Origin of the sequence: Streptomyces sp. NPDC096013, assembly GCF_044763565.1 — a bacterium.
Taxonomy (GTDB): domain Bacteria; phylum Actinomycetota; class Actinomycetes; order Streptomycetales; family Streptomycetaceae; genus Streptomyces.
Map to the genome: position 1 here is coordinate 22,758 of NZ_JBIWGK010000031.1, position 20,206 is coordinate 42,963.

Consider the following 20,206-nt stretch of genomic DNA (forward strand, 5'->3'; position numbering starts at 1 on the left):
CATTACGGAGCCACCTGAAACGTGCAGCTGCTCCCCGCGCCCGCGGGGTTGGTCCCCGTGCTGCCATAGCTCCTCCAGGAACTCGATCCTGCTCCCCGCGCCCGCGGGGTTGGCCCCCACCCGATCTTGTTGTAGGCCAGGATGAGGCCCTGCTCCCCGGGCCCGCGGGGTTGGTCCCCGTCCGGGCTTCTTGCCCTCAGGGGCCTGAGCCTGCTCCCCCCGCGCCCGCGGGGTTGGTCCCGCGCCCCAAGAGGCCATGGTCCCGGTGGGCGGCTGCTCCCCGCGCCTGCGGGGTTGGTCCCTACCAAGTCCTGCACCGCACCCTCATGCAGTCCTGCTCCCCGCGCCCGCGGGGTTGGTCCCTTCGCGAAGCCGCAGTTCTGAGGGCCCGCGAACTGCTCCCCGCGCCTGCGGGGTTGGTTCCTACCTCGACATCCTCGACACCGAGATCAGCGACTGCTCCCCACGCCTGCGGGGTTGGTCCCGGTGGGTGGCGTGAGGGACATGGATGCGGAGCCTGCTCCCCGCGCCTGCGGGGTTGGTCCCACCGCCCCACGCAGGTGGAACCGCAAGGCCGACTGCTCCCCGCGCCTGCGGGGTTGGTCCCGGCACCCTGTCCGCGTCGTCGGAGTCGTGGGGCTGCTCCCCGCACCCGCGGGATTGGTCCCGTTTTGGCGGGCATGGCGCGTCAGACGCTCTACTGCTCCCCGCACCCGCGGGGTTGGTCCCGCACGGAAGGTGTGTCCCGCATGAAGAACTCGCTGCTCCCCGCGCCCTCGGGGTCGGTCCCTGGAAGAGCTCCTGGGCCACGGCTGTCTGACCCTGGTCCCCGCGCCTGCGGGGCTGGTCCCTCGCGTGCGGTCAGCATCATCCGTTGGGCGGTCTACTCCCCGTGCCCGCGGGGTTGGTCCCCGCTCACCGCCAGCCAAGCAGCCACACAGCTCTGCTCCCCCTACCCGCTGGGATAGTCCCGGCGGTGGACCGTCACGCAGCAGTGACGCCGTAGCAAGGCGTGACAGGGTTCGAAACACTCGACCACATGGACGACTCACGGTGGTCGCACAGTTCGTCAGGGTGCGGGCCTCTTCTGGGCTCGGCGCGTGCCGCGAGACTGTTGCGTGCTCTACCCGTAGGCAGGTGTGGTCTGGGGTTGGAGCCTGCCTGGGTGATCGCCAGAGGTGTTGTCGGGGCGGGTAGGTCCGCGGTTTACGGGCGCCCGCTGATCAGGTGTGGCCACGTCGGTTCTGTTCTGCCCGTTGACGCCGGATCAGGAAGCCGCGTGGTGGAGTGCTATCGGTCTGTACCGAAAGTGATCCCTCCGTGGACGTCTCGGGCCTGGACGAGAGTGGTGGCTGTTCCGCTGTTGGTGTTGTGCACGGAGCCGGATGAGGTCTCGCCGAGTTCGCGTACGAGGTCGAGGAGGGTGGGGTGCTGCGCGATGGCGGTCATGAAGAAGGCGGTCCAGTGGGCTTCCATGGCAGCGCGCTGAGCTTCGGCGCTGGGTGCGGGGGTGATGGATTGTTGGTGGGAGTCGTCGAGTCGGCGTTCCACTTCGGTCTGGGCCTCTCCGGTGCGGTGGCTCCAGCGGGCGGCGAGAGCGGTCCGGGCATGTGTCCATCCGTCGACCAAGATCGTGGTGACCAGAGACTGGGCCCCTGGTGTGACTACTGACATCAAATCCATCAGAACTTGTCCCCCTTCGCACATCGTTCGGCATCCAGGGGGTGCCCTGCCGTATTGATCACTAAGCAGAAACGCAACGAAGTTGTTCAAGTAGGGCGTTTGAGTAGCAACACATATGGCCGATTTTCGCTCCGAATCAGGCGCTGGCGCACCTTCCTGAACAGCCGCCAGATTTGCTATTCTGGGCCAGTTTCATCTTCTTATGGGGGCGTGATGGGAATGAAGCTCAGGAAGATCGGCGGCTCAAACTGCGGCAATGGCCCCTGCCCTGCCGTGTTCGAAACGGAGAATGGCACTATCGTCGTACAGGGCTTTACAGTCAGCGCGGAGAACGCAGGTATCAGTTTCCCTCCTGGCGAGGCAGCGGTCGAGATCCCGCGGGACATCCTGGAGCGGATCTTCAAGAGCGCGTGAGCGGCTGTCAGCAGTGATCGGGCGGCGTGACGGGATCCCATGGACGGCGAGCGGGCCGGGGAGGTCCGGTCACGCCGTGAAATTTACGCATGGAGACAAGGGCGTCGTCATGATTATTAATATGGAACAGTTCGGCCAGTACTTCACGACCTTCCATTCCTCTGCGACGCGCATCGAGACCTTGGACATGTATCAGGTCGAAGAGGAGAAGGAGCCATTCGCGCGCTACCTGGCAGGGGATCCCATTCCGCCGGACCGGAACGAGGAGTGGGCGGCCAATATTCGCGAGGCCGTGGCGGCAGGAAAATATATGGGACGCGTCCATATTATTCCGGAGACTCTGACACCGTATCTACAGTTTGAGATCGACTGGTATTACGCGGTGAACGGGGCCGCGGGTGAGGACATCAGGTTCATTTTCCGCGAGGATGTGCCCGATCTTGTTTACACGGATACCTGGCTCTTTGATGACGAAACGGTGCTCGATCTGAGTTACGACCCGGCGGGGCACCTGCTCTACATCAACAAGAACGACGATCCGGCCCGGCTGGAGCAGGCAAGGACGGCGTGGGAGGAGTTCTACCGGCGCTCGTTTCCTCTCTCGACACTGATGGCCAGGGTCCGCGGCAGCGACCGGGCTGTACCGCGTACGTAAGGGGGCAACCGCGGTGACGACGGGAGCGGGTTTGGGATCCGGGGGCGGTGGAGGCGCTGCGGTAGAGGCACTGGTGCGGGAGGGCTTCCTCGAAATGCGCGGGCTTGTCGACCCTGACCGGGCGGGGATTCTGGCGGAGACTGTTTCCCGGCTGGCGGAGGGCGAGTCGGGGGATCCAGCGGCCGAGGTGCTTCCCGGACAAAATATCTACATACGGTTTTTGCTGGACAAGGACGTGTCCTTCCATCCGCTGCTGATGCTGGAGCCGGCGCTCTCCCTCGCGCGTTCGGTCCTGGGGCCGCAGGTCTGGATCGACCTGGATGCACGGATGACTTATCCCAAGGCGGCGGGCTACGCCGTGCCCTGGCACATCCACATGCCGGTGGTGCCGCAGCCTGCGCCGGTCTTCTTCTGCTATCCGCATCAGATCCACTGCCTGATCTACCTCGATCCGGTCGGTACCCAGGAGGGACCGCTCTGTCTGATCCCGGGATCGCATACTGCGGCGGACTTCACGATCCCGCCCGGTGACCACACGGACCGGGAGGGGCAGGTGGAACTGCGCTTCCAGCCTGGAGACGCGGTCCTGCTGCACGGAAACCTGTGGCACCGTGTCCGGGCGGCAACGGCCGCTGCCGGACCTCGGCGGCTACTGCTGCTGGGGTACGTGCCGTCCTGGATCAGGGCAGACACCGACCGCGGAGTCAAAGCCTCCCGGCCCCTCACTGCCAGGCTGAGACGGACGGCGGACCAGGAGACGCGGGAACTGCTCGGCGAGTTCTCGTGGTGAGGGAGGCCAAAGACGGCAACCCGCCGCCTGTCAGCCTCCGCCCGCTGACACAGGCCGATCTCCCGCTGTTCGAGGCGGCGTACGAGTCGCATGAGGGCGCTGGGGAGCACCAGTGGTTCGGCTTCAGCTCTCCGGGACGCAGTCTGGCCGAGATGGGGCTGATCAGTCCTGACGGGGGACGGCTGACCGTGGTGGCCCATGCAGAGGCGGTCGGTAGCGTCTCCTGGTACCGGCGTGTTTTCGGGCATCCGGAGACCTCCTGGTGCTGGGAGATCGGAGTGCATGTGCTGCCCGGCTGGCGCGGTCAGCGGATCGGCACGCAGTCCCAGCGTCTTTTGGCGGATTACCTGTTCGACAGCACGCGCGTGTGGCGGCTGCAGGCGATCACCGATGTGGCGAACGTCCCGGAGCAGCGGGCGCTGGAACATGTCGGCTTCCAGCGGGAGGGGCTGCTGCGGGACGCGCAGTGGCGTGAGGGCTGCTGGCATGACCAGGTGCTGTATTCGCTGCTGCGCCGCGACCGCCTGCCGCAGGACGCCGCTGGGGAGAGTTCAGGGCTCTCCTCTCAGCAGGCGAAGCAGCTGTGAGCGGCGCGTAACGGATTTGGGGTCCTCGTATTCCTCCAGGAGGGCCGCAGCCTCGCGCCGGTGACCGACGATGTCCTGCTCGCCGTGGTCTGTCTGTTCCAGGGCGTCGGCCAGGTTGGTGAGGCTTTTGGCGAGTTTCCAGTCGTCCCCCAGTTGCCGGTGCACTGTGGCTGCGCGGCGGTGGAAGGCGACGGCGTCTTCGGCGCGTCCGAGGTCCTGATAGGAGCCTCCTGCTCCTTCCAGGGCGATCGCTTCCCGGCTGGTGTCGTTCTCCTGACGGCTGATCACGGCCGAGCGGTGGTAGGAGTCGAGCGCTTCCTCGGGGAGGCCTGCCGCCCGCTGGGCTTTGCCCAGATACAGCAGGGTCGTCGCCTCCCAGACGTAGTTGGCGGCCTGCCTGCTGATCTCGACGGCGTCGTGTGCCGTGGCGAGGGCGGCCTGGGTGTGTCCGGTGTCGCGTTCCAGCATGCTCCATGCGGTCAGGACCAGTGCTTCGTAGAGCCGGTCGCCGAGTCCGCGGAAGGTCTCCAGGGCTGCTGAGAGGTGGGGCCTGGCGTCAGCGGGGCGGGCGAGCTGGAGGCAGGTGTAGCCGAGGCTGTAGGTCACGGTGGCCGTCCAGTAGGGGTCGCCCAGCTCGTCGGTGATGGCCAGGGCGAGAGTGAACTGGGCGTGGGCTTCTTCCAGGCGGTGGCCGAAGAGATGGACCCAGCCCAGTCCGTTGAGGGCCTTGGCTGCGCTGAGCCGGTCGCCGCGTGCGAGGTGGGCCTGCACGGCGGCCTCGTGATAGGTCGCGGCGTCGTCCAGTTGCATGGTCAGCCGGCACCAGCGGCCAAGGCTCTCGCACATCAGGGCTTCGCCCAGCGTGTCTCCGTGTGCCCGGGCCGCCTCCAGTCCGGTCAGGGAGGTGCTTCGCCAGTCCCGCAGGTAGTGGTGCGAGGCGTAGAGACGCTCCAGGACGGCCGCCAGCTGCCAGGCCAGCACGTGGCTTTGCGCGCGGGCCGCGCTGGCCACTACCGCCTCTAACGCGGTCCGTTCCTCCTCGAACCAGCGCGCCGCATCCATCGCACTGGAGAACTCCAGCGGCACCACGCCGGGCGGTGGCCGGTCCAGGGCAAAGAGCAGGGTCGTGTCATGGGCGATCGCCAGTGCGCAGGCGTACGCGGTGTGCAGGTACCAGGCGCACTCGCGCTGGATGGCCGCGTTCCGGTCGTCGGCAGCAACCTCGTGGCGGACCTGGTCGGTCGCGTAGGCGCGCAGCAGGTCGTGGAACTGGTAGCGGCCAAAGCCGCGGCTCTCCAGCAGGTACGCGCCGGTCAGCACGTCCAGGGGGTGCCGCATCCGGTCGACGTGCGTGCCGGTGAGCGCGGCGGCGGCATGGGCGCTGAAGTCGGCGGTGGGGTGCAGTCCGAGCAGGCAGAAGAGGCGGGCGGCATAGTCGGGCAGGGCACGGTAGGACCAGGCGAACACCGAGCGCACGGCGCCGGCCTCGTCCTCGTCGTCGACGGACAGGGCATCCCACAGGGCGGACTCGTCACGCAGGTCCTGGATGAGTTCTGCCAGCGGCATGCCCGGCCGGCTGGCGGCGCGTTCGGCCGCGATGCGCAGCGCCAGGGGTAAGTACGAGCAGAGCCGGGCGAGTTCACTCAGGCGGGCCTCATCGTCGCCGCTGCGGGACTCGCGTGTGGTGGCCTTGACCAGCGCCACGGCGTCCTGCTCGGTGAGGACGTCCACGGTCGACCGGCGGGCGCCGTCACGGACGACCAGTCCCGACAGACGGCTGCGGCTGGTGATCAGCACAACCGTGTGCGCTCCCCCCGGCAGGAGCGGGCGTACCTGCGTGACGCTCGCCGCATTGTCCAACACGACCAGCAGTCGGCGGCCAGCCATCAGGGACCGATAGAGACTCGACTTCTCTTCCGTGTCCACCGGAACGGCCTGCGTCGCCACGCCGAGCGATCGCAGGAAGCGCTCCAGTGCCTCGTCCGCGGTAACCGGTGCGCCCGGGTCGTAACCGCGGAGATTGATGTAGAGCTGCCCGTCGGGAAAGCGTGGTCCCACGCGGTGTGCCCAGTGCAGTGCTAAGGACGTCTTTCCCACGCCGGCGGTACCCGCAATGACGTGGACAGCGCCGGTACCTTCCTCGGGAAGATGCGCGAGAAGGAGGTTGAGGTTCTCGACCGCCTGCACACGGTTGACGAAATGGCCGATCCCGCGGGGGAGTTCCTGTGGAGGGGGGCCTTTGCCGGCTTGGGCGTAGTGGAAGTGCACACCCCCGCTGACATCTCTGGCCTGCACGACGTCCCTGGCCGTACCCGACAGGTCCGCTCGCTGTCCTGCCCGGTCCTCAGGACTGCCGGTTGTCACGCTCACCCGCCTTCAACGACGCCTCCTGCGTCTGCATTGTGTCCGCTGCACAGTGTGCGCAATCGTGTCAGATGCGCTGTCCAGTCATTCGGTCGAAGGAGGCATCCCGGGCGGCTGCACCGGCGCCTCGGATTGAGTCGCCTCCTCGGGGGAGGACGATCCGGATCTGCCCGCATGCCGTTCGGGCGTTCCCCCCAGCAGTGATCCTTCTGTCCTTCGTCGCCTGCCCGCTGACATCGGGCGTTGCGACGTTCATTAGAACCCGAAGGGTGGCGGGAGGGTCAGGAGGTTTCCGGGCAGGAACCAGCTCTTGCGCGGAGGGTGTGCGGTGGACTGGTCCCGTCCTCCGGGTGGTTCAAGAGGGTGCAATCTCGCGTCGGCCCAGGCTCCCGGGGCTCTGCGGAGGCGCGCTATATTCGGCCGTCGCGCGGTGCTGGAACGGCACTTCAGCATTCTTCCTACCAGGGGCGGGGCACCATGTGGCAAGCACTGTTTCGCCGGCCCGGGGGACCACTTCATCCACTTGGGCGCGGTAGGTGCGGTGCAGACCGGCATGTGCTGCGCAGTGAGCGGTTGCTGTTCTACACGCCGCTCATCGCCCTGGATGTCATTGCTCCTGCAGCGGCTCGTTCTGATGCCGAGGCACAGCGGTGGCTGGGGTCCAGGTCTGACGAGCTGGTGCAGCACGAGGACACGCGGGAGGTGTTGTTGTCCATGCGCGCGGATGACGACCTGTCACGGTTCGAGGCTCGCGACCGCTTGACGATGATGAGGAAGCTCGAGAAGCACTCCGATGGCGTCGTTCGGCTGACGGCCGTGCACCTGGCCGACGGCAGATATGCAGGCGCGACGATCACGAGACTGGAATCCGGCGAAATCGGCGGCTGGCTGGCCCCGGGCTACCGCCGGCAAGGACTGGGCGCCGAACTGTTCCGCGCTGCTGCCCAGCTCGGCCACCGGCATCTCGGACTCAAGGTCGTACGAGCAGGCGCCGAACCCACGAACACTGCCTCCCGAGGAGCACTCACGACTGCTGGCTTCACCCCCGCACCAGGACCTGCACGCTTCACCCTGGGCGACGGACGTGAAGTCGACACATGCTGGTACGAGCATGTGCAGGACGCAACCTCACACTGCCGCAGCTAAAGGCGATGCCGTGACTCTGCTGGTGGTGTCGGCGGGTCCTGCAGGGGTTATACGGCGGCTGTACACAGTGCGTGAAAGCGTGTGGTGCGGCGGCAAGCTGTGGGGGTAGTGGGGGAACCGCTCGCCCAGTCGGCGATCCGGGTGACGTTGCAGGCCATCGCGGAGAGGATGTGGTGGACGTGAGTAGGGAGATCGGGCAACTCCCGGCACATCCTCCCGGTTTCAGCGGTCGGGTTGGAGCTTGCGATGGGTTCCCGAGCTGCCGATGTCCAGGTCCAACAGCTTGTCCAGCGGTGTGCCGCTATGCCAGAAGCCGAGGAGATCGACGTCGATCAACGTCAGCTGGTGGCGGGCCGCGAAGGCACGGGCGTGTCGGGTGAACACGCACGAGGCGACGAAGAGCGCGATGTCTGCGCCGTGTTCGCTGCGGACGGTGCCGTTGAACTTCTGCAGATCCGGGCTGCCGACCGTGCGGTGCTTGGCGTAACGCTTGCACTGCACGACGAGCTTGCGGCCGTCCCGCATCCACCCGATCACATCGGCGCCCAAGTCAGCCCGGCCGCCGACGCGTTGCACCCGAGTGCAGCCGTCCCGGCGGCACAACTTCGCCACGTGCTCCTCGAACTCCCGGTCTCCCATGGCCCACACCACGTCCAGGGACCTGCGCGCCTGCAGCCGGGCTTCCTGCGCCAGCCGTATCCGTTCGCCTTGTGCCGCCCGCCGCCCGGCACGGATCACCCTCGCCGCAGCCACGGCCAAAACGGCCAGCCCTAACACCAGCAGCACCACTATTCCCATGCCCAGTCCTCCCCCTGATCGGCCACGTTGTGTTTGCTAGCTCCCCACCTGACGGCTGCTCTACCCGCACAGACGGCATGCCGCTGATGCACGGCGCGGCACGTTGAACTCCGCTGGCCGTCCTCCCGGTTCGCCCCGTGACAGCGGCCACGGACGCAGGGTCCGGCGGCCGGCAGCAGGAAGGCCCTACTCATCCTCCTCCGCGGAGGAGGATGGATCTGCCAGCGGCGAACACGGCACTCCAAGGCCGTTGCCGAGGCCGTAGTCAGGTCTCAGCATTCCGGGCATTGCGGCCCGGAAGGTCCGTCTCGTCACCGGAGCGTCAACGGCTCGGCTTGAGTGCGGTCTCTCGTTTCTGTCTGCCGCTGGTGCGGCAGGGTTGCGCCACCTGCCCGCCCCGCTTCCGCCTTGCGGCGGGTGCGGGTGGTGCGGGTCTTGTGGTCGGCTCCACGAGGCTTCGACACCACCTCGGTGGTGTCCTGGTCTCCGGCCACTCCGGTACCAGTCACGCAGGCTGTCGCGAGCGCGGCGAGGTTGAGTGCGGCGTTGTCGTCCCGGTCGATGACCAGACCGCAGGCGTCGCAGTGGTAGGTCCGGACGTGCAGCGGCAGCTTGGCTTTCACTGGTGACACCACACGCCCCCTCAACGCGGCAGCTCCTCCGTGTTCCCGGATACCGGGAGTAACTCGAAACCGGTACGCCGAAAAGAGCGCCACCTGCTCCGGGCGCGCTCTTCGTGCCCGGCACAACGAGACCGTCCACGACCTGCGCCAGCGGCGCGTGACCGCACTCTCGACCGGCCCCGGCCGTCGGCTTGTGTGACTTACCGCCCGGGCGGGTGAGGCAGGGCGGTCCGCCGGGCGTGGCGGCGGCCGGCACCACTACGAAGATCACGAACTGTCTGTGATCCTCGAGAGGAAAACGCTGATGCGCCCCGCCCCCATGGCACGCACCGCGGCCGCCGCCCTGTCCGTCGTCACCGTCCTGCTCTCCCCCAGTGCCGCCCGCGCGGCCGCACCAGCACCAGCGCGCGCCGCCGCCCCCGGTGACACCGTGACCCTGCCCGTGCGCGACGCCCTGGCCGCGCTGCCCGTCCAGGACGAGAGCCGCACCGGGTACCAACGCTCGAAGTTCCGCCACTGGACCGACGCCGACCGCGACGGCTGCAACACCCGCATGGAGGTCCTCAAGGCCGAGGCCGTCACCGCCCCGGCCCAGGGCCCCAACTGCGTTTTGACCGGAGGCAGTTGGTACTCTGCCTACGACGACCGCTACCTCGACAGTGCGGGCAAACTCGACGTCGACCACCTCGTACCGCTGGCCGAAGCCTGGGACTCCGGCGCCTCCCAATGGAGCGCGAAAGAGAGGGAGTTGTACGCCAACGACCTGGACGACGCCCGCGACCTGATCGCCGTGTCCGCCGCCTCCAACCGCTCCAAGGCCGACAAGGACCCCAGCGAGTGGCTGCCCCCGTACGCGGGCTACCGCTGCCAGTACGACACCGACTGGATCGCCGACAAAACCAGGTGGGGTCTGAGCATCGACCCCACCGAGCGCGACGCGCTCACCCAGCAGTTGGCCGACTGCCCCGACCAGCCGGTCACTGTCACCCTCGCCCGCTGAACACAGCCTCCGGCCCGCCGCTACCGGGGGAAAGCGGCGGGCCGGAACCACCCCCCACCGTGCCACAAGCCAGGGCGATACGTGCGGAATGAGGCGAAACCGGCCGACGTCGGGTTTCGCGGTGCAGCTCCCGAATGGCGGCCGGTTTCTCGCTGTGCTCGGCAAGGGCGCGGCGGGGTGGAACGCCTCCGTCTCGAAGTCCCTCAGCTTGTTCTCTTTGTTCTGACCCCGACCGGTCGTCCCGCCCGGCCCACCGGTTGACCACCGTCAGCGAAACCCCAGCTCGCACCGGGTTTCCCGGCCGGTCCCGAGCGGGCAACAGGAAACCCGTCGACCCTGGCGGTCCCCCGGGACAGGCTGATCCCGTCAGCACGAAGACGGCCTGCGGCGACGCAGGAGACCCGCCAGGGGGAAACATGCGCAAGATGTTCAGTGCCGCCGCGGCGTTCGCGACCGCGGCCACCGCGGTGGTGGCGATGAGCGGGGCGGCCCAGGCCGCGCCGGCGGGCAACAGCACGGTGTACGGATGCCTCTCCGGCAACGTGTGCATCTGGCCCGAAAGCGTCTGGCCGCAGGAAAACCCGCACCCGACGGTCCAGTACTCCAGCTACGGAGCCCACAACCTGAGCAACCAGTTCGGGTACCACTGGGTCCTCAACAACCAGTACGGCGGCGCCACCGCGGACCTGTGCAGCAACTACGGCGGCACCAACTGCGGCGAGCACCTCGCGCAGGACGAGTGGACCTACACGTACCTCACCCCCATCAACTCCATCATGCTCAACCGGCCCCGTTCGTAGCGTGCCGCTCGCCACGGGGGAGCAACGGCCGGGGCCTGTCCACGCGGGTCCCGGCCGTCCCGTTTTCCGCCACACCGGGTGAAAGCTCGGGCGAAGAGGCGGCGCCGAAAGCGTGGTCAGCCCGCTCCCTTCGCCTCGGATGCCCTGCCGCCCCTCACCTATGCCGGCTGCGCCGCGCGGCACGGTGATGTGCCAGCCACCGACGCCACGCACGTCAGCACGGCATCGCAACCGTCGCTCAGTCCGAGCTGCACTCCGAAACGAGTTCAGCGCTGATGGCGATCGTGCTGGGACAGATAGAGGGGGCTGATCTGACGCCAGTAGCCGTGCACGAGGCCTTCGGCCTCCTGCACCGCGCGCTGAGCGCACGGCGCGTCCGTCGGCAGACCCTGCCCGACCTGGGCGGCGGCGGAACCCATGCGCCAGGCAGCCCTCAGCGTCGCCCGACGTGAGGCACGGCGGTACGCAGCGGCAGTACGTGGGCTGCTGTTTCGCCAGGTGCGGTAGATGTCGTGGACCTCGTCGCGGTCCCAGTGCGGGTGCTGGACGTACTGCGGGTGCTGTCCGTCCGCCGCGGTGTCGGGCCGGGCCGGCAGGTCGGGCAGTTCGGGGTCCTTGGCCAGGCCGTGGGCGACGTCGATACGGAAGCCATCGACGCCCCGGTCGAACCAGAAGCGCAGGATGGATTCGAATTCGGCGTGGACGTCGGGGTGTTGCCAGTTGAGGTCGGGCTGTTCGGGGGCGTACAGGTGGAGGTACCACTCGCCGTCGGGCAGGCGAGTCCAGGCGGGGCCACCGAAGCAGGAGACCCAGTTGTTGGGCGGGGCGGCTCCGTCGGGGCCTCGGCCGGGCCGGAAGACGTAACGCTCGCGCTCCGGGCTGCCGGGGCCTGCGTCCAGTGCCTCCTGGAACCAGACGTGCTCGTCGGAGGTGTGGTTGGGCACGATGTCGGGGATGATCCGGATCCCGTGTTCGTGGGCTTCGGTGATGAGCTGCTCGGCGTCGGTGACCGTGCCGAACAGGGGGTCGACGGCACGGAAGTCGGCCACGTCGTAACCGCCGTCCGCCATCGGCGACTTGTACCAGGGGTTGATCCACAGGGCGTCCACGCCGAGCGACTTCAGGTACGGGAGGCGGGAGCGGAGGCCGGCGATGTCGCCGACGCCGTCACCGTTGCCGTCGGCGAAGCTGCGGATGTAGACCTGGTAGATGACGGCGCTGCGCCACCAGGGCGAGGACGTGGTGGAGGACATGGTGCGAGGGGTCCTTTGAGAGTGGGGGAAGGCACGGTGCGGCAGTCGGCGACTACTTGGCCGCGCCCGCGGTGAGTCCGCTGACGATGCGGCGCTGGAAGAGGAGCACCATGATCACCAGTGGGACGGTGACCAGGACGCCCGCCGCCATCTGGCGCTCAACAGCGCATAACCGAAGTTATGGACAGGGTTTGCTGTTGTCCGTTGTCCATCCGCCGGATCGGCTGTGCTCGGACGAACCCTGGTGGGCTCTGATCCTGGCCACCCTGACAGGTCGCCACCCGAGCCGAAGGATGCGGACTTGCGGAAGCCCATTGCCGTCAGCTCGGACGGACCATGCGGGCCTGCGCGGTCATGCAGCCCATCGCCTTGGTCTCGACGTCGGACACGGGTGTGATGTCCAGCAGCAGGCCGGGGGTGAACCTCGCAGACCTGTGGCTGACGCGGCTCGGACGGGAACCCCAGGGCGGCGACGAGCGGCCGGGTGCGCGGTGGTGGCCGCGGGCCTGCGCGTCAGTAGGGTGGTCACCTGTGCCTGGTTGGGGTGCCGGATACGGGGGCGTTCACCACGTGGGTGAGCAGGACGTCAGGCTGACGCTCGCGCAGGATGATGATGATCGGGCCGGTCGCCGACTCGTCGACGCCCAGCGGGAGTCCGTACCGCTGCCCGCATCCGCGGGGACGGCACCCAGCTCTACGAGGGCACCCAGGCGGCGCGGGCACGAATTCGTGCAAACGCGGTCGGAGTTGGCGGAGCGGCGGCCGAAGTACCACCGTCTGCCGGCGGCGACCGTTCGGCGACTAACCATGCAGCAGTTCAAGCCCGGCGACACCGCGCACGCGGTGGAGCAACTCGACTGGATGCGGGCGCAGTTCTTCGCCAACCGCCCGGCGGCGCGGGAACCTACGGGCCGTGTCTCCGCGGCGTCGAAGTGGGCCGACCGCATCGAATGCCTGTGCAGCGAGGGCGGCCGTGCCCTTATCAGCGGTGGCGCGGGCGGGGCAGCAAGGCGAACGCGGTCTCCGCTATCGAGGTCAGGCGGTCCGGGCTGTGGCCGTACGCGCCTACGACATCGCTCCCGCGGATGAGGGTCATCAGAAGGTAGGCGAGGTCGTCGGGATCGGCGTCGGGGTCGATGTCGCCGTTGCGCTGTGCCGCTCGCAGGCACTCGGCCACCGCTGTGGCGACCACGGAGAAGCAGTCGTTGGCCAGGCGTTGCACCTCGGCGTCGGAGGCGCCGACCTCCAGGGCCATCTTGGCGGCGAAGCAGGCCGATGCCGTCCGGTCGGGGGCGGGGGGTACGTCGGGGGCGAGCGGCACTCCGTGGACGGCGCGGAGCAGGTATGCGTGCAGTCGTTCCAGGGCGCCCTCGTCCGGTCCGGCGAGCATCCTCGGCGGGCCCTGCCCCAGCCGGGTGACGTAGTCGGTCATCGCTTCCAGCAGCACGCCGTGCTTGCCGTCGAACGCGCCGTAGAGGCTGCCGCGGCCCAGGCCGGTGGCGGTGCTGATGTCGTCGACGCTCGTGCCGTTGTAACCGGAGGCGCGGAACTGCCGCTCGGCGGCATGCAGGACGTGGTCGCGGTCAAAGCTTCGTGGTCTCGCCATACAAAGACGGTAAAGCCGACCCACCCTTCTTGACAACCCAGTACAGAACCGCCTAGGTTTCCGACTGTCCAGTACACAACCATCCTGAGCTCACCGGACAGGTTGGTCCGGACGTGCAGGACCGGTGCGGACCGTGTTGACCTCAGCACAGGCGACCCCACGCGGCGCAGAAGTCATGGCCACAACCGAAGGAACCACCATGCAGACAGCTTCCCCCGTGGCCCTCGTGACGGGCGCCTCCTCCGGGATCGGGCGGGCGGCGGCGCTCGCCCTGGTGGGTGCCGGCTTCGCGGTGGTCGGCACGAGCCGCAAAGCGGCGAACGCCGAGCCGCTCGCCGGGGTGACGTTCCTCGATCTCGACGTGGCCAGCGACCAGTCGGTCCGCTCCCTGGTCGGGGAGGTGATCGATCGGTTCGGCCGGATCGACGTCCTGGTCAACAACGCAGGCGTGGGGGCGGTCGGCGCCGGCGAGGAGAGCTCGATCAGCCAGGCCAAGGAGATCTTCGACATCAACGTCTTCGGCGTGATGCGGATGGCAAACGCAGTGTTGCCCCTCATGCGTCTCCAGGGCAGTGGCCGGGTGGTCAACGTCTCCTCGGTACTCGGTCTGATCCCAGCCCCCTTCATGGCCGTCTACGCCGCCACCAAGCATGCGGTCGAGGGCTACTCCGAGTCCGTCGACCACGAGCTTCGCGAGCACGGCGTCCGGATGCTGCTGGTCGAGCCGGCCTACACAAGCACGAGTTTCGAGGCGAGCAGCATGGCACCCGACTCGCCCCTGCCCATCTACGCCGCACAGCGGGAGGTCTCCCGAGACGTGCTGGCCACGGCAGTGCGCAACGCCGACGACCCGGGCGTTGTCGCGAAGGTGATCGTCGCCGCCGCCACCGATTCCAGGCCCAAGCTCCGGTACACCGCCGGCCCGATGGCCGGACGCGTCAGCCTCCTGCGCCGGATCGTGCCCTCGCGCGCCTTCGACCAACAAGTCCGCAAGCTCAACCGACTGGCCGGCTGACCCCGCAGTACGGGGCGGCGCCCAAGGAGAGGCACATGTCCGAACCAGATACACCGAAGCCAGCATCAGCATCTCTCGTCCGACCTCCCTTGGACGCTGCGCGGACCGTCATCATGACCGTGGACGACGATCCCGGGGTGTCCCGGGCCGTCGCCCGCGATCTGCGACGGCGCTACGGCGCCTCCTACCGGATCGTGCGCGCGGAGTCCGGTGAGTCCGCGCTGGAGGCGCTGCGGGAGCTGAAGCTGCGCGGCGATCTGGTCGCGGTGATCCTGGCCGACTACCGCATGCCCCAGATGAACGGCATCGAGTTCCTCGAACAGGCCCTGGACCTCTATCCGGGCGCCCGGCGCGTGCTGCTGACCGCGTACGCGGACTCGAACGCCGCGATCGACGCGATCAACGTCGTCGACCTCGACCACTACCTCCTCAAGCCCTGGGATCCCCCGGAGGAGAAGCTCTACCCGGTCCTCGACGACCTGCTGGAGGCGTGGCGATGCAGCGACTACAAACCGGTGCCCGCCACCAAGGTGATCGGGCACCGCTGGTCGGCGCACTCCTCCGACGTGCGGGAGTTCCTGGCCCGCAACCAGGTGCCCTACCGCTGGTACTCCACCGAGGAGCCCGAGGGGCAGCGTTTGCTGGCCGCTGCGGGCGAGGACGGGCAGCGGCTGCCGGTCGTGATCACCGCGGACGGTACGGCGCTCGTCGAGCCGGAGGTGCCGGAGTTGGCCGCCCGGGTGGGGCTGGCGACGACGCCCACGGCCGACTTCTACGACCTCGTCGTCATCGGTGGCGGCCCGGCCGGGCTGGGCGCGGCCGTCTACGGGGCCTCGGAGGGCCTCAGGACCGTGCTCGTGGAGCGCTCGGCGACCGGCGGACAGGCCGGGCAGAGCTCACGGATCGAGAACTATCTGGGCTTCCCGGACGGCGTGTCCGGCGCCCAGCTCACCGACCGGGCCCGGCGGCAGGCGACCAAGTTCGGCGCCGAGATCCTCACCGCCCGTGAGGTGTCGGGCCTGGAGATCAACGGCGCGGCCCGCACCGTACGCTTCTCGGACGGGTCGGCGGTGGCCGCGCACAGCGTGATCCTGGCGACCGGTGTGTCGTACCGGCAGCTGGAGGCGCCGGGTGCCGACGAGTTGTCGGGCCGCGGGGTGTTCTACGGGTCCGCGCTCACCGAGGCCGCCGCCTGCCAGGGCCACGACGTGTACATCGTCGGCGGCGCCAACTCGGCCGGGCAGGCCGCGATGTACCTGTCCCGGGGCGCCAAATCGGTCACCCTGCTGGTGCGCGGAGCGGACCTCACCGCGTCAATGTCGCACTACCTGATCCAGCAGATCGCCCAGTCGCCGAACATCTCGGTACGGGCCCACACGATCGTCGAGGCCGCACACGGCGAAAACCAACTGGAACAGCTGACATTGCGCGACACGACGAGCGGTCAGACCGAACTCGTCGACGCGCAGTGGCTGTTCGTGTTCATCGGCGCGGCCCCGCTGACCGGCTGGCTGGAGGGCACGGTGCTGCGGGACGAGCGCGGGTTCATCCTCGCCGGGCCCGACATGACCGCCGACGGGCGACCACCGGCCGACTGGGAGCTGGACCGGCCGCCGTACCACCTGGAGACCAACATCCCCGGCGTGTTCGTCGCCGGGGACGCGCGCGCGGAGTCCGCCAAGCGGGTCGCGTCCGCCGTCGGAGAGGGAGCCATGGCCGTGATGCTCGTACACCGGTATCGGGAGCAGTCGTGAGCGGGCGGGTGATGCCGTGCAACGCGGCCGAGATCAGCTCACTGTTCCTGTTCGAGAAGCTCAGCGCCGAGCAGCTCGACACGTTGTGCAGCGCGGGACGGGTCGAACTGTTCGACCCCGGGCCGGTGTTCACCGAAGGTGACCCGGCGGCCTCCTTCTACGTGATGATCGAGGGCACGGTCGTCATGTCGCGCCGGGTGGGCAGCGACGACATCGAGGTGAGCCGCACGTCCCAGCCAGGGGTGTACGCGGGGGCCGTGATGGCGTACCTCTGGGACGGAAAACCGCAGCGGTACATGAACTCGCTGCGGGTGACCGAGCCGACGCGGTTCTTCGTCCTGCCCGCCGAATCGTTCGCCAACTTCATGCACGAGTGGTTTCCGATGGCGATCCATCTCCTGGAGGGGCTCACCCTCGGTTCCCAGACCTTTCAGCGGGCCGTCGGGCAGCGCGAACGGCTGCTGGCGCTGGGCTCGCTGTCCGCGGGACTCACCCATGAGCTCAACAACCCGGCCGCGGCCGCCGTACGGGCCACCGCGTCGCTCAGGGACCGGGTCGCGCACATGCGCAACAAACTCAGCGCCATCGCCTCGGGCGACTATCACCACGACCTCCTGAAGGCCCTGGTCGACTTCCAGGAGCGTACGGCCGAGCGGGTCTCCAAAGCGCCGGCACTGAGCCCGCTCGAAGCGTCCGACCGGGAGGACGAACTCGCCGACTGGCTGGATGACCACGGCGTCCCAAACGGCTGGCAGATCGCGCCGACCTTCGTGCAAGGCGGTCTCGACGTCGGCTGGCTGGAGCAGATCGCGGCGTCCGTCGACGACGGAGAGACGCTGCAGAGTGCCATCGGGTGGCTCACCTACACGGTCGAGACCGAGCTGCTGATGTCCGAGATCGAGGACTCCACCACCCGCATCTCGAACCTCGTCGACGCCGCCAAGCAGTACTCGCAGCTGGACCGCGCGCCCTACCAGGTCGCCGATGTCCACGAACTCCTCGACAGCACACTGCTGATGCTGTCGGGCAAGATCGGTCCACACGTCGAGGTCGTGAAGGAGTACGACCGTTCGGTGCCGAGGATCCCGGCCTACCCGGCCGAGCTGAACCAGGTGTGGACCAACCTGATCGACAACGCGGTCTCCGCCATCAAGAGCGCGGGCGGCGAAGGGACGCTGACCGTACGCACCGCTGTGGTGCACGACCAGCTGCTGGTGGAGTTCCGCGACACGGGCCCGGGAGTGCCGGCCGAGATCCGCGGCCGGATCTTCGACCCGTTCTTCACCACCAAACCGGTGGGCGAGGGCACCGGGCTGGGGCTCGACATCTCCTGGCGGATCGTCGTCAACAAGCACCACGGTGACCTGAAAGTCGAGTCCGTACCCGGCGACACCCGCTTCCAGGTACTGCTCCCCCTCACCGCCACCGCCACCGACCCCGATACCGTCACCGACCCGGCCCAGGAGCCCTCATGACCAACGACACCGGAATCGACCCCAGCGTCCCGCCCAGCGGTGCCGGATGCGTCGAGTGCGACGCCGACGGCGGCTGGTGGTTCCATCTGCGGCGCTGCGCCCAGTGCGGCCACATCGGCTGCTGCGACGACTCACCCGCCAAGCACGCCACCGCCCACTTCCGGGACACCGGCCATCCGGTGATCCGCAGTTACGAGCCGGGCGAGACCTGGTTCTGGAACTTCGAGACGTCCGAGCTGTACGACTCCGGTCCGGCCCTGGCTCCCCCGGACGCCCACCCTGCCGACCAGCCCACGCCGGGACCGGCGGGGCGCGTGCCGGCGAACTGGGCGGACACGCTGCGCTGAGCCTGGCCGACCAGGGCTGTCAGTGGTGGATATCAGGATCCATCTGTGCCGCGGAACCTGTTCGGCACCCCACTCACCGGCCGCGACGACGAGCTGTCCCGTCTCGCATGATCGAGTTCTTCGCCGCCCGCATCCGGCTCGGGCAGCTCGATCAGAGCGTGGCACTGCGGCCTTCTGCTGTTCGCCCCGGCGAGGACTCCGCCGGCATCTACGGGCCCGTACCCATCGAGCGCCCTGATCGGTGCCTAGCCGCTGTTGGCCAACCCCGCGACCACCTGGAAGTCCAAACTCGACATTCCGGGCATTGGCGTGGTGAGCGAGGACCAACCTACCGTACTTGACAACTCAGTACAGAACCGCCTAGGTTTCTGACAGTTCAGTACGCAATGGTCCTGAGCTCACCGGACAGGCTCCGTGCCCGCCTGGCGCGATCGAGGGCAACCCATGCCTTTGAACTCCTCCGCGCCGCCCGGCATTGCGACGCTTCAGGGCCGGCAAGGCACGGTCGGATCCTCGCGATCCTGGCGACGGCGAGTTTCATCGCCGTACTGGATCTCTACATCACGAACGTCCCAAGCAATCCGGGGCCGGACTCTCCACAAAGCCCACGACGGTCGCCGACCACATCCTGGGCTTCCTGAACAGCCGCCCCCTCCAACTGCCCAGAACTCGAAGGGTTGACCGAACCATGACTGACAAGGAAAGCCAGGAAGCCGTGGCTGTGACGACTCCTCCGTATGCAAGCGACGCACTGGCCGAGGGGACCGTCGACGCGGTGGTGATCGGCGGGGGCGCCGCGGGGCTGAACGGTGCACTGATCCTCGCCCGCTCCCTCCGCTCGGTCGTCGTGATCGACAGCGGCGCCCCGCGCAACGCGCCCGCCGATGCCGTGCACGGCCTGCTCGCCCTGGACGGCACCCCGCCGTCCGAGATCCTTCGACGGGGCCGGGAGCAGGTGCGCCAGTACGGCGGACGCGTCGTCCACGGCCAGGTGGTCTCGGCCGAGCCGACCGCCCCGTCGGCGGACGGGGACCTGCGGTTCACCGTCACCCTGGCCGACGGCCGCCACATCACCGCCCGCCGCATCCTGGTCGCCACAGGCGTGAAGGATGTGCTGCCGGAGGTGCCCGGGCTCGCCGAGCACTGGGGACACAGCGTGGTGCACTGCCCGTACTGCCACGGCTGGGAGGTGCGCGACGAGCCCATCGGCATCCTCGCCACCGGCCCCGCCTCCATCGGCCACGCGTTGTTGTTCCGTCAGCTGACCGAGGACCTGACCTACTTCACCCACGGCACCGACCTGGACGAGGACACCCGCGCCCGCTTCGCCGCCCGCGGCATCCGCGTCATCGACACCCCCATCACCGAGGTCGTCAACGACGCCGACGGTGCCCTCGCCGGGGTGCGTCTGGCCGACGGCCAGGTCGTGGCCCGCCGCGTCCTGGCGGTCGGCCCGCGGATGCAGGGCCGCACCCAGGGCTTGGAAGGTCTGGGTCTGCCGGTGGAGGATCTGCCGGTGGGCCGCGGTTTCGCCTCCGGCACAGCCGGGATCACCGAGGTGCCGGGTGTGTGGGTGGCCGGCAACGTCACCGATCCGGTCGCCCAGGTCGGGGCCTCCGCAGCGGCCGGCGCACTGGCCGGCGCCAACATCAACCTCATGCTGGCTACCGCGGACGCCGACGCGGCCCTCCAGAAGATCGCCGCGTAGGGCCCCACAGCGGCCACCCGATGATCTCGAAGCCCTGAGATCTCAGCCCGTCACTCACTCGCCTCACCTTCAGCGGTGAGGAAACCCATCAGTTTTCCCGTCTGGAAACTGATCAGTTTCCAGACGGTTCTCAGTCATGCCCGCAAGCAGTGCAGTACGAGCGTCGCGCCGAGGTCAACGCCGCCCTC

17 protein-coding genes, 2 pseudogenes and 1 CRISPR repeat array (1 of these 20 running past the window's edge) are annotated in these 20,206 nt (G+C 68.4%); of the genes and pseudogenes, 12 read left to right on the plus strand and 7 right to left on the minus strand.

Features of this window, described 5'->3' with window-relative positions; all coding sequences use genetic code 11:
• Window positions 1-972: direct repeats of the CRISPR family, unit length 29 nt; unit sequence CTGCTCCCCGCGCCCGCGGGGTTGGTCCC (it extends 764 nt beyond the left edge of the window).
• Between the two features lie 318 nt (window positions 973-1,290).
• Entirely contained in the window at window positions 1,291-1,674 is a 384-nt protein-coding gene (locus tag ACIRB1_RS45950; protein ID WP_403469929.1) for a hypothetical protein, read from the minus strand.
• A gap of 222 nt (window positions 1,675-1,896) precedes the next feature.
• Between ACIRB1_RS45950 and ACIRB1_RS45955 the strand changes: the two genes are divergently transcribed.
• The 4 genes from ACIRB1_RS45955 (at window position 1,897) to ACIRB1_RS45970 (ending at window position 4,129) form a co-directional block, all read left to right on the plus strand.
• Complete coding sequence (locus tag ACIRB1_RS45955; RefSeq protein ID WP_403469930.1) at window positions 1,897-2,097, plus strand: hypothetical protein; 201 nt, start codon at window positions 1,897-1,899, stop codon at window positions 2,095-2,097.
• Between the two features lie 121 nt (window positions 2,098-2,218).
• Complete coding sequence (locus ACIRB1_RS45960) at window positions 2,219-2,752, plus strand: DUF6879 family protein (protein ID WP_403469931.1); 534 nt, start codon at window positions 2,219-2,221, stop codon at window positions 2,750-2,752.
• A 73-nt stretch (window positions 2,753-2,825) separates the two neighbouring features.
• A complete protein-coding gene (locus tag ACIRB1_RS45965; RefSeq protein WP_403469932.1) occupies window positions 2,826-3,542 on the plus strand; it encodes a phytanoyl-CoA dioxygenase family protein in 717 nt (238 codons plus the stop codon).
• Complete coding sequence (locus ACIRB1_RS45970; RefSeq protein WP_403469933.1) at window positions 3,539-4,129, plus strand: GNAT family N-acetyltransferase; 591 nt, start codon at window positions 3,539-3,541, stop codon at window positions 4,127-4,129. The genes ACIRB1_RS45965 and ACIRB1_RS45970 overlap by 4 nt, the downstream gene beginning before the upstream one ends.
• Here ACIRB1_RS45970 and ACIRB1_RS45975 read toward each other — a convergent pair.
• A complete protein-coding gene (locus tag ACIRB1_RS45975; protein WP_403469934.1) occupies window positions 4,094-6,499 on the minus strand; it encodes an ATP-binding protein in 2,406 nt (801 codons plus the stop codon). The genes ACIRB1_RS45970 and ACIRB1_RS45975 overlap by 36 nt on opposite strands.
• Before the next feature lie 549 nt (window positions 6,500-7,048).
• Between ACIRB1_RS45975 and ACIRB1_RS45980 the strand changes: the two genes are divergently transcribed.
• Window positions 7,049-7,639, plus strand: coding sequence for a GNAT family N-acetyltransferase (locus tag ACIRB1_RS45980; protein ID WP_403469935.1), 591 nt, complete (start codon window positions 7,049-7,051; stop codon window positions 7,637-7,639).
• Window positions 7,640-7,861: 222 nt separating this feature from the next.
• Here the strand turns inward: ACIRB1_RS45980 and ACIRB1_RS45985 are convergent, their stop codons facing one another.
• Window positions 7,862-8,437: a restriction endonuclease gene (locus ACIRB1_RS45985; RefSeq protein ID WP_403469936.1), complete on the minus strand. Its 576-nt coding sequence runs from the start codon at window positions 8,435-8,437 to the stop codon at window positions 7,862-7,864.
• Between the two features lie 311 nt (window positions 8,438-8,748).
• Entirely contained in the window at window positions 8,749-9,069 is a 321-nt protein-coding gene (locus ACIRB1_RS45990) for a zinc ribbon domain-containing protein (protein ID WP_403469937.1), read from the minus strand.
• A gap of 295 nt (window positions 9,070-9,364) precedes the next feature.
• On the opposite strand from ACIRB1_RS45990, the gene ACIRB1_RS45995 reads away from it, so the two are divergent.
• Complete coding sequence (locus ACIRB1_RS45995; RefSeq protein ID WP_403469938.1) at window positions 9,365-10,060, plus strand: HNH endonuclease family protein; 696 nt, start codon at window positions 9,365-9,367, stop codon at window positions 10,058-10,060.
• 416 nt (window positions 10,061-10,476) lie between these two features.
• Window positions 10,477-10,860, plus strand: a complete 384-nt coding sequence (locus ACIRB1_RS46000) for a hypothetical protein (RefSeq protein WP_352178132.1) — start codon at window positions 10,477-10,479, stop codon at window positions 10,858-10,860.
• 491 nt (window positions 10,861-11,351) lie between these two features.
• On the opposite strand, the pseudogene ACIRB1_RS46005 reads toward ACIRB1_RS46000, so the two are convergent.
• The 3 genes and pseudogenes from ACIRB1_RS46005 to ACIRB1_RS46015 form a co-directional block, all read right to left on the minus strand.
• Window positions 11,352-12,113: pseudogene (locus ACIRB1_RS46005) on the minus strand (alpha-amylase family glycosyl hydrolase); the annotation flags it as partial.
• Window positions 12,114-12,165: 52 nt separating this feature from the next.
• Window positions 12,166-12,267: pseudogene (locus tag ACIRB1_RS46010) on the minus strand (carbohydrate ABC transporter permease); the annotation flags it as partial.
• Window positions 12,268-13,095: 828 nt separating this feature from the next.
• Window positions 13,096-13,719, minus strand: a complete 624-nt coding sequence (locus tag ACIRB1_RS46015; RefSeq protein ID WP_403469939.1) for a TetR/AcrR family transcriptional regulator — start codon at window positions 13,717-13,719, stop codon at window positions 13,096-13,098.
• 199 nt (window positions 13,720-13,918) lie between these two features.
• Here ACIRB1_RS46015 and ACIRB1_RS46020 point away from each other — a divergent pair, with 199 nt between their 5' ends.
• The 5 genes from ACIRB1_RS46020 to ACIRB1_RS46040 all read left to right on the plus strand — a co-directional run bounded on the left by ACIRB1_RS46020 (window position 13,919) and on the right by ACIRB1_RS46040 (window position 20,018).
• Window positions 13,919-14,734, plus strand: coding sequence for an oxidoreductase (locus ACIRB1_RS46020; RefSeq protein ID WP_403469940.1), 816 nt, complete (start codon window positions 13,919-13,921; stop codon window positions 14,732-14,734).
• A gap of 113 nt (window positions 14,735-14,847) precedes the next feature.
• Window positions 14,848-16,488, plus strand: coding sequence for an FAD-dependent oxidoreductase (locus ACIRB1_RS46025; RefSeq protein WP_403469941.1), 1,641 nt, complete (start codon window positions 14,848-14,850; stop codon window positions 16,486-16,488).
• Window positions 16,485-17,963: an ATP-binding protein gene (locus ACIRB1_RS46030; RefSeq protein WP_403469942.1), complete on the plus strand. Its 1,479-nt coding sequence runs from the start codon at window positions 16,485-16,487 to the stop codon at window positions 17,961-17,963. Before ACIRB1_RS46025 ends, ACIRB1_RS46030 begins: the two co-directional genes overlap by 4 nt.
• Window positions 17,960-18,310: a UBP-type zinc finger domain-containing protein gene (locus ACIRB1_RS46035; protein ID WP_403469943.1), complete on the plus strand. Its 351-nt coding sequence runs from the start codon at window positions 17,960-17,962 to the stop codon at window positions 18,308-18,310. The genes ACIRB1_RS46030 and ACIRB1_RS46035 overlap by 4 nt, the downstream gene beginning before the upstream one ends.
• A 688-nt stretch (window positions 18,311-18,998) precedes the next feature.
• Window positions 18,999-20,018, plus strand: a complete 1,020-nt coding sequence (locus ACIRB1_RS46040; RefSeq protein ID WP_403469944.1) for an NAD(P)/FAD-dependent oxidoreductase — start codon at window positions 18,999-19,001, stop codon at window positions 20,016-20,018.
• Window positions 20,019-20,206: the final 188 nt, after the last annotated feature.

Excerpts from the sequence above, each read along its gene's own strand:
- ACIRB1_RS45950 (WP_403469929.1), bottom strand. The coding sequence starts at position 1,674 with ATGTCAGTAGTCACACCAGGGGCCCAGTCTCTGGTCACCACGATCTTG.
- ACIRB1_RS45955 (WP_403469930.1), top strand. The coding sequence starts at position 1,897 with ATGGGAATGAAGCTCAGGAAGATCGGCGGCTCAAACTGCGGCAATGGC.
- ACIRB1_RS45960 (WP_403469931.1), top strand. The coding sequence starts at position 2,219 with ATGGAACAGTTCGGCCAGTACTTCACGACCTTCCATTCCTCTGCGACG.
- ACIRB1_RS45985 (WP_403469936.1), bottom strand. The coding sequence starts at position 8,437 with ATGGGAATAGTGGTGCTGCTGGTGTTAGGGCTGGCCGTTTTGGCCGTG.
- ACIRB1_RS45995 (WP_403469938.1), top strand. The coding sequence starts at position 9,365 with ATGCGCCCCGCCCCCATGGCACGCACCGCGGCCGCCGCCCTGTCCGTC.
- ACIRB1_RS46000 (WP_352178132.1), top strand. The coding sequence starts at position 10,477 with ATGCGCAAGATGTTCAGTGCCGCCGCGGCGTTCGCGACCGCGGCCACC.
- ACIRB1_RS46015 (WP_403469939.1), bottom strand. The coding sequence starts at position 13,719 with ATGGCGAGACCACGAAGCTTTGACCGCGACCACGTCCTGCATGCCGCC.
- ACIRB1_RS46020 (WP_403469940.1), top strand. The coding sequence starts at position 13,919 with ATGCAGACAGCTTCCCCCGTGGCCCTCGTGACGGGCGCCTCCTCCGGG.
- ACIRB1_RS46025 (WP_403469941.1), top strand. The coding sequence starts at position 14,848 with ATGACCGTGGACGACGATCCCGGGGTGTCCCGGGCCGTCGCCCGCGAT.
- ACIRB1_RS46035 (WP_403469943.1), top strand. The coding sequence starts at position 17,960 with ATGACCAACGACACCGGAATCGACCCCAGCGTCCCGCCCAGCGGTGCC.
- ACIRB1_RS46040 (WP_403469944.1), top strand. The coding sequence starts at position 18,999 with ATGACTGACAAGGAAAGCCAGGAAGCCGTGGCTGTGACGACTCCTCCG.